Origin of the sequence: Cupriavidus sp. UGS-1 (assembly GCF_021213615.1) — a bacterium.
Lineage (GTDB): Bacteria > Pseudomonadota > Gammaproteobacteria > Burkholderiales > Burkholderiaceae > Cupriavidus.
The window spans coordinates 16,484-30,702 of sequence record NZ_JAJQJF010000030.1; the positions used below are offsets into that span (position 1 = coordinate 16,484).

General features: G+C 69.3%; 12 protein-coding genes. 4 read left to right on the forward strand and 8 right to left on the reverse strand.

Annotation, left to right across the window (positions count from 1 at the left end):
* Nucleotides 1-22: 22 nt before the first annotated feature.
* The 4 genes from LRR16_RS23895 to LRR16_RS23910 are packed head-to-tail and all read right to left on the reverse strand — an operon-like array spanning nt 23 to nt 4,303.
* A complete protein-coding gene (locus LRR16_RS23895; protein ID WP_232207302.1) occupies nt 23-982 on the reverse strand; it encodes a GTP-binding protein in 960 nt (319 codons plus the stop codon).
* Nucleotides 979-2,634, reverse strand: a complete 1,656-nt coding sequence (locus LRR16_RS23900; protein ID WP_232207303.1) for an amidohydrolase — start codon at nt 2,632-2,634, stop codon at nt 979-981. Before LRR16_RS23900 ends, LRR16_RS23895 begins: the two co-directional genes overlap by 4 nt.
* Before the next feature lie 51 nt (nt 2,635-2,685).
* On the reverse strand, nt 2,686-4,068 hold the full coding sequence (locus LRR16_RS23905; RefSeq protein WP_232207304.1) for a sodium:solute symporter: 1,383 nt from the start codon (nt 4,066-4,068) through the stop codon (nt 2,686-2,688).
* Nucleotides 4,069-4,078: 10 nt separating this feature from the next.
* Complete coding sequence (locus LRR16_RS23910) at nt 4,079-4,303, reverse strand: DUF3311 domain-containing protein (RefSeq protein WP_232207305.1); 225 nt, start codon at nt 4,301-4,303, stop codon at nt 4,079-4,081.
* 144 nt (nt 4,304-4,447) lie between these two features.
* Here LRR16_RS23910 and LRR16_RS23915 point away from each other — a divergent pair, with 144 nt between their 5' ends.
* Both LRR16_RS23915 and LRR16_RS23920 read left to right on the forward strand, forming a co-directional pair.
* The gene (locus LRR16_RS23915; protein ID WP_006578427.1) at nt 4,448-5,377 is read left to right on the forward strand and encodes a LysR family transcriptional regulator; all 930 of its coding nucleotides are present in this window, start codon (nt 4,448-4,450) and stop codon (nt 5,375-5,377) included.
* A 149-nt stretch (nt 5,378-5,526) separates the two neighbouring features.
* Nucleotides 5,527-6,546 carry an aldo/keto reductase gene (locus LRR16_RS23920; protein ID WP_370646880.1) on the forward strand — a complete coding sequence of 340 codons (1,020 nt, stop codon included), beginning with the start codon at nt 5,527-5,529 and terminating at the stop codon, nt 6,544-6,546.
* A gap of 24 nt (nt 6,547-6,570) precedes the next feature.
* Here LRR16_RS23920 and LRR16_RS23925 read toward each other — a convergent pair whose 3' ends face one another.
* The 4 genes from LRR16_RS23925 to LRR16_RS23940 form a co-directional block, all read right to left on the reverse strand.
* Nucleotides 6,571-7,218, reverse strand: a complete 648-nt coding sequence (locus LRR16_RS23925; RefSeq protein WP_232207307.1) for a hypothetical protein — start codon at nt 7,216-7,218, stop codon at nt 6,571-6,573.
* 118 nt (nt 7,219-7,336) lie between these two features.
* Entirely contained in the window at nt 7,337-7,999 is a 663-nt protein-coding gene (locus tag LRR16_RS23930) for a TetR/AcrR family transcriptional regulator (RefSeq protein WP_023263779.1), read from the reverse strand.
* A complete protein-coding gene (locus tag LRR16_RS23935) occupies nt 7,999-9,501 on the reverse strand; it encodes a DHA2 family efflux MFS transporter permease subunit (protein ID WP_064573929.1) in 1,503 nt (500 codons plus the stop codon). Before LRR16_RS23935 ends, LRR16_RS23930 begins: the two co-directional genes overlap by 1 nt.
* Before the next feature lie 309 nt (nt 9,502-9,810).
* The gene (locus tag LRR16_RS23940) at nt 9,811-10,818 is read right to left on the reverse strand and encodes a LysR family transcriptional regulator (RefSeq protein WP_064573930.1); all 1,008 of its coding nucleotides are present in this window, start codon (nt 10,816-10,818) and stop codon (nt 9,811-9,813) included.
* 326 nt (nt 10,819-11,144) lie between these two features.
* Between LRR16_RS23940 and LRR16_RS23945 the strand changes: the two genes are divergently transcribed.
* Complete coding sequence (locus tag LRR16_RS23945; RefSeq protein WP_006579787.1) at nt 11,145-12,479, forward strand: MFS transporter; 1,335 nt, start codon at nt 11,145-11,147, stop codon at nt 12,477-12,479.
* Nucleotides 12,480-12,567: 88 nt separating this feature from the next.
* Nucleotides 12,568-14,094, forward strand: coding sequence for a M81 family metallopeptidase (locus LRR16_RS23950; RefSeq protein WP_232207308.1), 1,527 nt, complete (start codon nt 12,568-12,570; stop codon nt 14,092-14,094).
* Nucleotides 14,095-14,219: the final 125 nt, after the last annotated feature.

Below are 14,219 nucleotides of genomic sequence, written 5' to 3' on the forward strand. Positions count from 1 at the left end.
CCAACAAGCCGGCGCGGCGCGCTCAGGCCAGCGCCGCGTCGAGGCAGGCGCGCACCGTGGTCTCGTCGTCCGCCGCGAAGGGACCGATGAAGACCAGCGCCGATTCGTCTCGCGGCGCGTGCCCGTATGGATGTGGGATCGCCTCGACCCGCATCCGCCCCGCGACGACGTGCACCGCATGCGCGCGCGCATCGCGATCGAACGCAACCACGCCCTTGGCCCGCAGCAGGCGCACCGGCAACGCCTTCAGCGCCTGCCGCAAACGCGCCTTGTCGAACGCCCGGCTCGTCCGGTAGGAGAAGGTCACGATGCCCCGGTGCGGCGCCTCACCGCGGCTCCAGCGCTGACCGTCCGCCGACAGCAGCCGGCCCTGCGCCGGCGGTGGCGCGACGTCCAGATAGACCGACAGCGGCAGCTGGCCATGCCGTGCCGTCAGCATGGCGGCCCGCGGCGCCAAGCCACCGACCGACGCCGCGACGGTTTGGGCCGTCGCGGCGCCGGCCAGATCGACCTTGGTCAGCGCCAGTACCGATGCGCCGGCGATCTGCCGCCGCACCATGTCGCCGATCAGCGGATCGCGCAGCACCTCGGAGACGCCGGCCACGTCGACCGCGACGATCACCGCATTGAGCCGGAACGCCGGGTCGAGCAGGCCAATCTGCGCGATCCGCTGCGGATCCGAAACCCCGCTGGCCTCGATCACCAGCAGCTCGGGACGCTCGGGTCGCGCAGCGATGGCGACCAGCGCGTCGGCCAGCCGGCCGCCGATCGAGCAGCAGATGCAGCCGTTCTCGAGCTCGATCACGTCGTCGCCGCGGCTGCGGATCAGCGTGGCGTCGATATTGATCTCGCCGAAGTCGTTGACCAGCACGGCGATACGCCGTCCACCAGCATCGGCCAGCAGCCGGTTCAGCATCGTGGTCTTGCCCGCGCCCAGATAGCCGCCGACCACCACCAACGGAATGGGCGGCCGCGCGTTCATCGTGCCGGCGCCGCAAAGACGCGCCCGCCCAGCACCGTGCCCCAGACCCGGACATCCTTCAGCGCGTGCGGCGCCACCGCGGTGGGGTCCTGCTCGAGCACCGCGAAATCGGCCAGCTTGCCCGGCTCGATGCTGCCGACCAGATGGTCCAGCCGCAGCGTATGCGCCGCGCCCAGCGTGATCGCGTGCAGGGCCTCGCCGACGCCGAGCCGCTCGTCCTCGCCCAGCACGCGGCCCGACGCGGTCTGGCGCTGCACCGCGCACCATGCCGTGAACAGCGGATTGAGCGGGGTGATTGGCGCATCGGAGTGGATGGCGACCGGAATGCCCAGCCGCAGCGCCGAGCGCGCCGGATTCATCCGCGCGGCCCATTGCGCGCCGACGGTCTGGCCGGCGTGCGCCTCGCCCCAGTAATACAGATGGTTCGAGAAGAAGTTGATGCACAGCCCGAGTCGGGCGGCGCGCGCCAGCTGAGCGGCGTCGGCAAGCTGGCAGTGCTGCAGCGTGTGCCGATGGTCCGCGCGCGGATGGCGGGCCAGCATGGCCTCGAGCGCGTCCAGCACGACCTCGGTCGCCTCGTCGCCGTTGGTGTGGATATGCAGCTGCAGACCGGCCAGATGGAATGGTGTGAAGCACGCCAGCAGCTGCGCCGGAGGGATCAGCCACAGCCCGTTGGGCTGGCCGCCTGCGTAGCCGGGCGCGCGCAGGCGAGCGGTGAAGCCCTGGATCGAACCGTCGACGATGAACTTGACCGGACCGAAATGCAGCTTGTCGTTGCCGCTCCGCGCGGCGGCGTGGACCCGTTCGGCTCCGCCGTCCGGATTGCGCTGCGGGGAGAAGGCGGGAACGATGCGCAGCGGAAAGTCGCCGGCGGCGGTGACTGAGCGCAGCGTGTCGAGTCCGGCCTGCGACAGGTCGCTGACCAGATCGGTCGCGGTGGTGACACCGGCGAGCTGCGCGACCCGCCCGAAGCGGCGCACCGCCTCCGGGTCCTCGGCCGCCGCCAGCGACAAGCCCTTGCCGATCACGCGGTGGACCGGAAACATCGCCGCGAACTCCTGCAGCTCGCCGGTGGGCCTGCCGTGCTCGTCCTTGTGCACGCCTTCGATGTCGGTATCCTCGTCGATGCCGGCGAGCGCCAGCATCGCCGAATTGACGTTCATCAGATGCACGCTGGCGTGCATCACGACGATCGGCCGCGTGGCGGAGACCCGATCCAGTTCCCGCACGCTCAGGCGGCCGGCACCGAAGTAGATCGGATCGAAGCCCCAGGCCAGCAGCGGCGTGTCGGCTTCGGTTAGCCGGCTGGCGGCGCTGGCGAGCCGGTCGATGACCTGATCGAGCGTACGCAGGCCACGCCACAGCCGCCCGTCCGGATCACGGCGATCGAAGTAGCCGACATAGACGGCCTCCCACATGGCGCCCTCCATCAGGTGGCAGTGCGCCTCGACCAGCCCGGGCATCAGCACCTTGTCGCGGAAGGTATCGTCGACCTCGGCGTCCGCGCACGGCGCCATGTCGCCTCGCGCGCCGACCGCGACGATCTTGCCGTCGCGGACCGCTACGTGTGTGGCATCCGGCTGAGCGGGATTCATAGTCAGGATCTTGCTGGCGCGGAATATTCGTGTGCGCGCCGGTTCATGGTGGTTCATCGTTGCTTCTGGAAATGGGAGGTTCGGGGCAGGAAATCCGGCCAACGCAAATCAGGCCGCCTGGACGCGCGCCGGCCGCGGAACGAGGTTCACCAGCGCCGTCACCAGCAGGTTCACCGCGAGGCTGACCAGTCCGACGTTGATCCCGCCAAAATCGGCCTGCTGGACATAGAGCGCGATGGCCAGGCCCTGTCCGCTCAAAATGCCGAGCGCGATCGCCAGCGGCCGCACCTTCCACGAGAACAGGATCGCCATCACGCCCGGGAAAAACTGCGTCACACCGTAGTAGGTGGTATTGATCAGCGTCAGCATCAGGTTGGGCGTAACCAGCGTCATCACGATCGACAGCACCAGATAGATCGCGATCACCACCTTGGCACCCTGCTTCTGCCGCGGCTCGGGCAGGCCGGGCATCAGGTTGCGCGTGACGATCGGTCCGATGGCCAGGCAGATGCCGGCCAGCACCAGCAGGCCCGATAGCGCCGCGCCGGCGGTCACCAGCCCCAGCAGCCAGTCCGGCAGCAGGCGCACCGCGGCGGCGAAGAACGCCTCGTTCGGCGAGGCGAGCTGCAGGTTCTGGCTGATCGCGTAATACGACGCCAGCACGAGGAACGGATACATCAGCATGTACAGCGGCATCGCGATCTGCGTGCGCCGGATCGTGTTGGCGCTCTTCGCGGTGAAGAAGTTCTGCACCGCGAACGGCATCATGTAGAAGCCGAGCGCCTGGAACAGCATGGTGCTCATCGAGAAGCGCAGCTGCGTCTCGTTCATCTGGTTGCTGACCTGCATGCTGGCCGCGTGGAAGACGTCGCCGACGCCGGCCTTCCACCCCACCGCCACGCCGGTGGCGACGATCGCCACCACCATCAGCACATCCTTCAGGATCGCGATGTAGGCCGAGGCCCGCACGCCGGAGATCGCGATGTAGGTGAAGGCCAGCCCGGCCGAGATCAGCACCAGGTGCAGCGGATCGACATGCCAGCCCAGGCCCTTCAACGCGGCCACCAGGCCGGTGAACTGCAACTGGCCCCATGGCAGCAGGAACAGGATGGACGAGGCGGCGACGATCAGCTCCAGCGCACGGCTTCCATAGTGGCCCTTGAACAGGTCTGGCAGCGTGATCGCGTTGTAGCGCGCGCCGGCGCGCCAGATGCGCGGACCGAGGAAATAGCCCAGGGGGTACGCCAGCAGGATATAGCCGAGAAACCAGATGCCGTAGGTCGGTCCCTTGGCATAGATGCCGCCGGGAAATCCCACCATCGTGCCGATGCTGTAGATCTCCCCGGCCGCCAGGAAGAAGACCAGATAGGCGCCGAACTGACGCGACGCGACAAAGAAGTCGTGCACGCTTTGCGCGCCGCGCCCCTGACGTGAGCGGATGGCGAGGTAGAGGGACAGCGCGATGAAGCCGAGAAATACCGCGGTAGTCATGGCGGCTCCTTCAGGCGCGATGGGGGGCGGCGTCGGCGTCGGCGTCGGCCGGCGCGTGGCGGTCGAATAGCAGCCAGCACAACAGCATGCAGCCGGACGTCAGCACGAACCAGGCAAAGATCCAGGCGTAGATGAAGGGAACGCCGAGCACGAACCGCTCGACCGACGCCACCCAGGGCAGGAGTCCGATCACCCCGAGATACGGGATGCCGAGACCGATGAACAGCTTGAGCATGCTTTTGTCTCCGTGGTCCGATGGCCGGTGTGCGGTGTGCCGAAAGGCGACGAGGCAGCGCCCGCTGTTGTTGTGGAGCCATCATAGGGAGCCGCGATGTATGATTCAAATGCAAATATCTAACGACTTCCATAACGGATTGGCATGGATACGCAGAAGCTGCTGCACCTGCTCGCGGTGGTCGAGCATGGGACCTTCTCCGAGGCGGCGCGCGCCGTGCACCTGACGCAGCCGGCATTGAGCCGCAGCATTCGCGCGCTCGAGGACGAACTGAAGGCGCCGCTGTTCGACCGCGGTGCGCGGCGCGCGCGGCTGACGGTGTTCGGCGAACTGGTGGCCGAGCGCGCCCGGCGCATCCGGCTGGAAGAGCGGCAGCTGCGACGCGACCTCGACCTGCTGCGCGGCGGCGAGGAAGGGTCGCTGGCGATCGGCATGGCGCCCGCACCGGCCGCGCTGCTGCTGACGCCGTTCCTCGCGCATATGGCGCAGGCCCATCCGCGCATCCGGGTCCGCACAGAAACCGGCGCCACCAGCGCGCTGCTCGAGCAGCTGCGCAGCGAGGCGATCGACGCCATCGTCGGCGATGCCTATGTGCTGCGCGCCGCCGACGACATCGACCTGGAGACGCTGGGCGAGCTCCCCGCGGGGCTGGTCTGCCGGGCGGGCCATCCGATCCTGCGCAAGCGCCGGCTCGATATCGAGGCGATCCGCGCCTATCCGGTTGCCTCCACCACGCTGAGCGCCATCATCGGCCGCCAGCTGATCGAGCTGTGGGGACCCGAGGCCGCGCCCGAGCGGCTGATCACGCTGCATTGCGACAACCTGGACGTGCTGCGCAGCGTGGCGCTGAGCACCGATACGCTGCTGTTCGGCGTGCTGTCGATCACGCGGCAGCAGCGTGCCGAGGGCTCGATGGCCGAGGTGCCGATGCCGCCGGATCCGCGCCGGCGCGGGCGCTATGGCATCGCGCGGATGGCGGCGCGCTCGCTGTCGCCCGCGCTGCAATCGCTGTATGCGTTCACGCGGGCGCAGTGGACGACATTGTCGACGGAGCCGCCTGGGTCGCGCCGGTGATCACCCTGCACCGGGGACCGGCGACCGCGCTGCGGCACAAGCGGTCCCCGTTGTATCCTTGGCGTTTCGTCTCGCCCTCCGTTTTCGCTCCCTTCCTTCCCTTACCTTCCCGCACGAGGAATGCCATGTCCGCAACGTCCGAATTCAAGATGGAATACCGCCGCCTGGGCCGCAGCAATCTGAAGGTGTCCGCGCTGTGCCTGGGCACGATGATGTTCGCCGACCAGACCGACGAGGCCGAGGCCGGGCGCATCGTAGCCAGCGCACGCGATCATGGCGTCAACTTCATCGACACCGCGGACGTCTACAGCAAGGGCGCTTCCGAGCAGATGGTGGGGCGGCTGATCGAGGCCGAGCGGCAGCAATGGATCCTCGCGACGAAGCTGGGCAACGCGATGGGGTCGGGGCCGAATCAGGGCCATTACTCGCGCGTCTGGATGCTGCGCGAAGTCGAGGACAGCCTGCGGCGGCTGGCGACCGACTACATCGACATCCTGTATCTGCACCGCGATTACGCCGACGAGAATCTGGAGGAGGCGGTGCGCGCGATGGGCGATCTGGTGCGCGACGGCAAGATCCGCTACTGGGCGGTGTCGAACTTCCGCGGCTGGCGCATCACCGAGATCGCGCGGCTGTGCGATCAGCTGGGCGTGCCGCGGCCGGTCGCCTGCCAGCCCTACTACAACCTGCTGAACCGGATGCCCGAGGTCGAGATCCTGCCGGCCTGCGAATACTATGGGCTCGGCGTGGTGCCCTACAGCCCGGTCGCGCGTGGCGTGCTGACCGGCAAGTACCTGCCCGGACAAGCGCCGGAGGCCGGCACCCGCGCCGGACGCGCCGATCGCCGCATGATGCAGACCGAGTTCCGCGAGGAATCGCTGGTCATCGCGCAGCAACTGAAGGCCCACGCCGAGGGGCGCGGCTTGACCGCGGGCCAGTTCGCGACCGCGTGGGTACTGGCCAATCCGCTGATCACCGCGGTGATCGCGGGCCCGCGCACGCTGGCGCAATTCGAGGACTATTTCGGCGCGATCGGCGCGACGCTGTCGCCCGAAGAGGAAGCGATGGTCGACGCGCTGGTGGCGCCGGGACATCCGTCCACGCCAGGCTATACCGATCCGAACTATCCGTTCACGGGGCGGCCGGTCAAGGTGGCCGCAGCGGGCTGAGCGCCCGGACTCACCAGCCCGGCCTCACCAGCCGCGCCCCATGTCGTAGATCGAGCGCGACAGCCCCAGCGACTCGATCCCGGCCAGCGTCGCGATGCCGACACCGTCGCGGCCGCTGCCCGGATCGTCCTGGCCGAGTTCGGTCAGGCAGCGCGATATATGGACGATCTGCGTCGGCAGGCAGGGTTCCGCACCGCCTCCCGGCTGTACCGGCCGCGTTCGTCCGCCTGCCGGGCGTGGCCGGCCCATCCTGTTCTGCCGCATCGGCGCATTCCTGCGGCTATGGAATCGCAGCGCTTCGCGGCCATCGTGCGGTGCGGTCGGAGCGCGCGGTTCGCCGCGGCGCGGTGCCGGCCGGACGCCCGCATCCCGGCGCGGGTTGCTCCCGCCATCGGCGACCAAGGCCAGTGCTTCGCGCAGGTATTCCGCGCGGCTCTGCCTGCAACGGTAGATCTCGACGAGGATCGGACCCGACCCTCGCTCCGCGGTGGGCGGCGCGTTGACATCGGCGTGGATGAACGCGATCGACATCTCGTCGTTCTGCCGGTCGGCCAACGTCATGCGGCCCGTGGCCGGCGCGGCGGACAGATACAGCGGCTGCGGCGTGCCGGAGAGCCGTGATTTCAGTACGGTCAACATGCTTGTCCTCGTCGAGTGGAAGCGAGGCGCCATCTTTGCCTGCATCCCTGACGCGGACTACTGAAAACAGGTGAGGAATGTGCGCATAGCGATGTGTTACCGCATCGCCATGCGACTGTGAAACGCGGCCTCGGCCGGGCGCCGGGGCGCGCTACAGCCCCTTCTCCACCATCGCCAGCACGCGCTCGCCCAGCGCAATGCGCATCGCTTCGTCGGCATGGCGCAGCGGGCCGTCGATGATCAGCAGCGCCAGCCCGTGCACCGCCGACCAGGCCAGGTACTCGGCTCCGGGGCGCCGCTCGGCGGGCAGCACGCCGGCCGCCACCAGCCGGTCCAGCGCGGCGCCTAGCAATTGGAAGGGATTGAGGCCGCCGGGGCCGGCCTTGGCGGGATCGGGGTCGTCCTCCACCATGCTCGGCGTGGCGAAGGCCGTGCGGAACAGACCCGTCTGCGTCTGCGCGAACTTCAGATAGCCGGCGCCGATCGCGCGCAGGTCGGCGCGCGCCCTGGCGGCCGGGTCATTGCGGTCGACCTGCTCGGCCGCGGCGGCCAATTCGGTTTCCATCGCCACCGCCAGCGCGGACAGCGCCGCCGCGCGTACCGCCTCGAACAGCGCCTGCCGATTGGCGAAGTGCCGGTAGGCGGCATTGGGCACCACGCCGGCGCGGCGCGTTGCCTCGCGCAGCACGACCGCGTCGGGACCGCCGTCGCTTGCCAGCGCGATGCCGGCGTCAATCAGCGCGCGACGCAGGTCGCCGTGGCGATAGGTCGTGCGTGGCGGCGGCGCGACGGCCAGCTTCAGTGCGGTGACCATCAGGCTGCATGGCCGCCATGGGGCGCGGCCATGCCCGTCTCCGCGGCCGGCCCGTCGGCCGCGGCCTCGGCGCCCTCCGGCGTCACCGACACCGGCGCGGTACGCGTGCGCAGCAGCATGCCGCCCAGCACCGCGGCCACCAGCGCGAACACCGCGCCGACCAGGAACGCGAGGTGATAGCCCGCGTTCAGCGCGTCGGCAGGCGCGCCGCCGGCCGCGGCCACGCCCGCGGTGCGGCCCGCCGCCAGGCTGGCGAGCACTGCCAGGCCCAGTGCGCCGCCCATCATGAACGAGGTGTTGACCACGCCCGAGGCCAGGCCGGAATCGCTCGGCTTGACGTCGCTCATCGCCGCCAGCAGCACTGGATTGAACGCGATGCCCGCGCCCAGCCCCAGCAGCAGCATGCCGGGCAGCACGTCGACGACGAAGCTGCCGCCGACCGGCGCACGCGCGAACAGCAGCAGCCCCAGCGCCGCCAGCAGCAGCCCGGCGGCCAGCGGCGCGCGCACGCCGTAGCGCATCACCAGGCGCGCCGACAGGCCCAGCGAGAACGCCGCCATGATCAGGTTGGCCGGCAGGAACGCGAGGCCGACCTGCATCGGCGTGTAGCCGAGCACCAGTTGCAGATACAGCGCCGAGATGAAGAACCACGCGAACATCGCCGCGGCCCACAGCACGCCGACCACGTTCGATACCGCCACATTGCGCAGCCGGAACAGGCCCAGCGGCATCAGCGGATGCGCGACGCGCGACTCGATCAGCAGGAACACCAGCAGCAGCGCCACCGCGATGCCGAGCATCGACACGGTCTGCGTGGCCAGCCAGCCGACCTCGTTGCCATTGACCACCGCATAGACCGCCAGCATCAGCGAGACCGTGATCGTCACCGCGCCGCCGACGTCGAGGCGCTGCCCATTGGCCGAGCCCGGCAGGTTCGGAATCAGCGCGAGGCACAGCGCATAGACCGCGACGCCGATCGGCAGGTTGACCAGGAAGATCCAGTGCCAGCTCAGGGCGCTGGTCAGCAGGCCGCCGAGCAACACGCCGATGCTGCCGCCGCCGGCGCAGACGAAGCCATAGACGCCCATCGCCTTCGCGCGGTCGGACGGCGTCGAGAACAGGTCCATGATCAGCGACAGCGCCACCGCGGACACCACCGCCCCGCCGACGCCCTGCACCGCGCGGGCGGCGACCAGCAGGCCCTGCGATTGCGCCACGCCACAGGCCAGCGACGCGAGCGTGAACAGCGTGATGCCAAGCAGGAACAGCCGGCGGTGGCCGAACAGGTCGCCGAGCCGCCCGCCCAGCAGCAGGAAGCCGCCGAAGGTCAGCATATAGGCGTTGACCACCCAGACCAGCGCGGTCTCGGTAAAGCCAAGCTCGTTGCGGATTGACGGCAGGGCGACGTTCACGATGGTCGTGTCCAGCACGATCATCAGCTCGCCCAGGCATAGGACCATCAGCGCGAGCCAGCGCTTGCGGTCATCGAGTGTGTGCTGCATGGGGTGTCCTTTTTCGGTTCTTGGTTTTTGTTTGTGTTTTCTGCTTCGAACGCGTTGACTCGCGGGCGTTTTGCACAGTTGTGTACAGCGTTCACAACCATAGCACACAAATGGACGATGTCCACTTCTGTGTGGTCATGTTTGCGTTACGACACCTCTCCGCGGTTTGGCTGGATGCTGATTGGCTCCCCTCTCCCGCCTGCGGGAGAGGGGCCGTGGGAGAAGGCAGACAACGCCAGCGTTATCGCGAGCGTACCGCCCGCTGCCCTCTCCCCAACCCTCTCCCACAAGTGGGAGAGGGAGCCGGACTTAAGCGCTTTCAACGCCGCCGCCGGCCCCGCGCGCCCTGCGTCCTCGGCCCACGCCCTGCCCATCGGCCCGCAGCACCGTCATCTCGGCCAGATAGTCGAGCAGGCGCTTGACCGCCGCCGAGCGCGGCCGCTTGTCGCGCACGATCAGCTGCGCGTCGGCGGCTTCCAGCACCGCGTTGCGCACCGGCAGAGCGACCAGCTGGTGGCCCAGCTCGCGCGCGACCGCCAGGGCCGGCAGGAAGGTCACGCCCAGGCCGGTACTGGCGTAGTGCTTCAGCGCCGCGATCGAGTTGGTGGTCAGCGCCGCGCTGAAGCGGACCTTCTCGGTCAGTTCGACCAGCTGGATCACCTGGCGCAGGCCGAAGCCCGGCGTCATCAGCCCGACCGGATACGGCAGGATGTCGGCGACGGTCAGCGCCTTGCCGCGCCGCGCCAGCGGATGGTCGGGCCGCGCGATGACGCAGACCGGCTGGCGCCGCGCGGCCAGCACGCGCAGCGTCGGCTCCGGCGGCGGCGCATAGGCCAGCCCCACATGCGCGCGATCTTCCGCCACCGCGCGCACCACCTCGTTGACGTTCATCAGCTCCAGCGTGACGTTGATCTTCGGATAGCGCTGGCAGAACTCGTTGAGCACCGCATGGATCAGCTCGTCGATGAAACCCTCGCCGGCGACGATCTGGATCTGCCCGCGCTGCAGCCCGTTCAGTTCCTGCAGCCTGGCCAGCAACGTTTCCTCGCCGGCAAGCCGCTCGCGGTAGTGGTCGAGCACCAGCTGGGCCGCTTCGGTCGGCATCACGCCGCGGCCGCGCCGCTCCAGCAGCGTCGCGCCGAGCTCGCCTTCGAGCTGCTGGATCTGCCGGCTGATCACCGACGGTTCGACATCGAGCTTGTCCGCGGCGGCGCGGATCGAGCCGGCGGCCACAGCCGCATAGAAATAGCGCAGCCGGCGTTCGCTGAGTCCGGCCGGCAAGGCGCCGTCGCGGTTCGGATCGGGGGACAGGGGCACGGCGTTTCCTCGAAGGTGGTTGCGGAGCTCGCGGGACGCCATCCACGTCATTCCCGCGCAGGCAGGCACCCAGCGTCGTTGAAAGCCACTGGGTCCCCGCCTTTGCGGGGACGACGGACTCGCCGCAGCGTTGACCAAAAAGCAACGGAATCGTACAGCGATGGCTATTGTTCCTCAACGGCCGCGTTGGCAACAATGCGCGAAGGCCGGCCGCGCCCGCGCGGATGCCGGCCTACGGGACAACGACAGCACAACGACAGCAGCCCGATCAGAACAAGCGCCCGTCCTGCCAACCCCCACCGTGCCTGCGGCACCCGGAGACATCGATGCAACAGACCACCACCTCGTGGAATCCATCCGACGCGATGGCCGCCACGCCCGACGCGCTGGCGCCGATCTATCGCAAAATCAGCCTGCGCGTGCTGCCCTTCCTGCTGCTGTGCTACGTGTTCGCCTACCTGGACCGGGTCAACATCGGCTTTGCCAAGCTGCAGATGCAGCAGGACGTCGGCATCAGCGACGCGGTCTACGGGCTGGGCGCCGGCATCTTCTTCCTCGGCTACGTGATGTTCGAGGTGCCGAGCAACCTGCTGCTGGCGCGCATCGGCGCGCGCAAGACCATCAGCCGGATCATGGTGCTGTGGGGCGCGACCTCGGCGTGCATGCTGTTCGTGCGCGACGCGCACAGCTTCTACGCGCTGCGCTTCCTGCTCGGCGTGTTCGAGGCCGGTTTCGCACCGGGCATGATCTTCTATCTGACCTACTGGTACGGCGGCGCCCGCATGGCGCGCGTGATGGCGATCGTGATGCTGGCCGGCCCGATCGGCGGCATGGCCGGCGGCCCGGTATCGACGTGGATCATGACCGCGCTGGCCGGCTCGCATGGCCTGGCCGGCTGGCAATGGATGTTCCTGATCGAGGGGCTGCCCTGCGTGCTGCTCGGCGTGGTCGCCTACTTCTTCCTCGACGACACGCCGGCGCAGGCCCGCTGGCTCAGCGACCACGAGCGCCGGCTGCTGGCGCACGACATCGGCGCGGCGCGCGCCGGCGGCGGACACCACAGCTTCGCCACCGTGCTGCGCGATCCGCGCATCTATGCGCTGGCGTTCGGCTACTTCTGCCTGATCAGCGGCATCTATGCGGTCAGCTTCTGGCTGCCGACGATCCTGAAGGGCGCGGGCGTGACCAGCACGATGGCGATCGGCATGTATTCGGCGCTGCCTTACGTCGCCGCGGCCATCCTGATGTTCCTGGCGGCGCGCAGCTCCGACCGCCGCCAGGAACGCCGCTGGCACAGCGCGACGCTGGCCTTCGTCGGTGCCGCCACGCTGGCGATCGCGGCCTTCACCGCCGACAACCTGACGCTGTCGCTGATCAGCATCACCGTCGCGACCGCCGCGATGTGGGCCGCCTATACGGTGTTCTGGGCGATTCCGTCCGAATATCTGCAGGGCACCGCCGCGGCGGGCGGCATCGCGCTGATCAACAGCCTCGGTCTGCTGGGCGGCTTCGTCAGCCCGACGCTGATCGGCGCGGTCAAGGACCTGACCGGTTCGCTCGAAGGCGGGCTGCTGGCGATGGTGGCGCTGCTGGCCGCCGGCGGCCTGGCGATCCTGCTGAACCGGCTGCCGAAGGACCGCGTGCACGCCGCGGTGCGCTGAAGTGTGCCGGGGCACGCGGATGCGTGCCTCGCCCCGCTTGCCGCCGACGCCCCCGTTTCCCCAATCCGAATTCAACGACTACCGACCCATGCGCATTCTTCTCGCCGGTTTCCAGCACGAAACCAATACCTTCGCGCCGTCGAAGGCCCACTACGACAACTTCGTCCGCGGCGAGGGCTTTCCCGCGATGGTGCGCGGCGCCGACGTGCTGGCGCTGCGCGACGTCAATATCCCGGCGGGCGGCTTTATCCGCGCGATCGGCGAACTGACCCGCAACGAGGCGGAACTGCTGCCGGTGATCTGGGCCGGCGCCAGCCCTTCGGCGCATGTGGCCACCGATGCGTTCGAGCGCATCGCCGGCGAGATCGTCGACGCCGCGCGCGCGCAACGGCCCGACGCGATCTATGTGGACCTGCACGGCGCGATGGTGACCGACGAGCACGACGACGGCGAAGGCGAACTGCTGGCCCGGCTGCGTGCGGCGGTGGGCGCGGACGTGCCGATCGTCGCCAGCCTCGACCTGCATGCCAACGTCACGCAGCGCATGCTGGAGAGCGCCGATGCGCTGGTCGCCTACCGCACCTATCCGCACGTCGACATGGCCGACACCGGCGCGCGCGCGGCGCAGCTGCTGCAGCGCCTGCTCGCCGCCGGCGGCGGCCAGAGGTTGCATCGTGCGGCGCGGCGCCTGCCCTTCCTGATTCCGATCAACGGCCAGTGCACCTTCCTCGAGCCGGCGCGCGGCATCTACGCGCTGCTCGACGAGCTCGAACGCGAGCTGGACGGCGTGGTGTCGCTGTCCTTCACGCCGGGCTTTCCGGCGGCGGACTTCGCCGAATGCGGCGGCGTGGTCTGGGGCTATGGCGACGACGCCGCCCGTATCGAACAGGCGGTCGCCGCGCTGACCGACGCGGTCGTCGCGCGCGAGGCCGACTGGGCGGTGCCGTTCCTGGCGCCGGACGAGGCGGTTCAGGAAGCGATGCGGCTGTCGCAGGCGGCGAGCCGGCCGGTGGTGATCGCCGACACGCAGGACAACCCCGGCGCCGGCGGCGACTCGAACACGACCGGCATGCTGCGCGCGCTGGTGCGCGCCGGCGCCACCGATGCCGCGATCGGGCTGATCGTCGATGCCGAGGCGGTGCGCGCCGCGCATGCCGCCGGCGTCGGCAGCGATATCACGATCGCGCTCGGCGGCCAGTCCGGCGTGCCGGGCGACGCGCCGTTCGAGGCGACCTTCCGCGTCGCCCAGCTGTCCGATGGCCGCTGCCGCTTCGACGGTCCGATGATGAACGGCATGGACGTCGACGTCGGCCCCGCCGCGCGGCTGACGATCGGCGGCGTGCACGTGGTCGTCAGCACGGGCAAGGCCCAGATGCTCGATCGCAATCTGTACCGGATGGCCGGCGTCGAGCCGGAGCGGATGAAGATCCTGGTCAACAAGAGTTCGGTGCATTTCCGCGCCGACTTCCAGCCGATCGCCGAGGCCGTGCTGGTGGCCAAGGCGCCGGGCCCGCTGCTGGCCGATCCGGCCGATCTGCCGTGGAAGAAACTGCCGGCCGGATTGCGGCTGCGGCCGCTGGGGCCGGCGTTCGAAGGGCCTGTGGCGCAGCGTTGAGAGTCACTGGGTCCCCGCGTTCGCGGGGACGACGTGGTAGCAAGCGACATCGCATGGATTCGTCGCCCCCGCGAAGGCGGGGGCCCAGCGGCGTTTTGGAGGACCGGTGACGCAGCGTCGAGAGT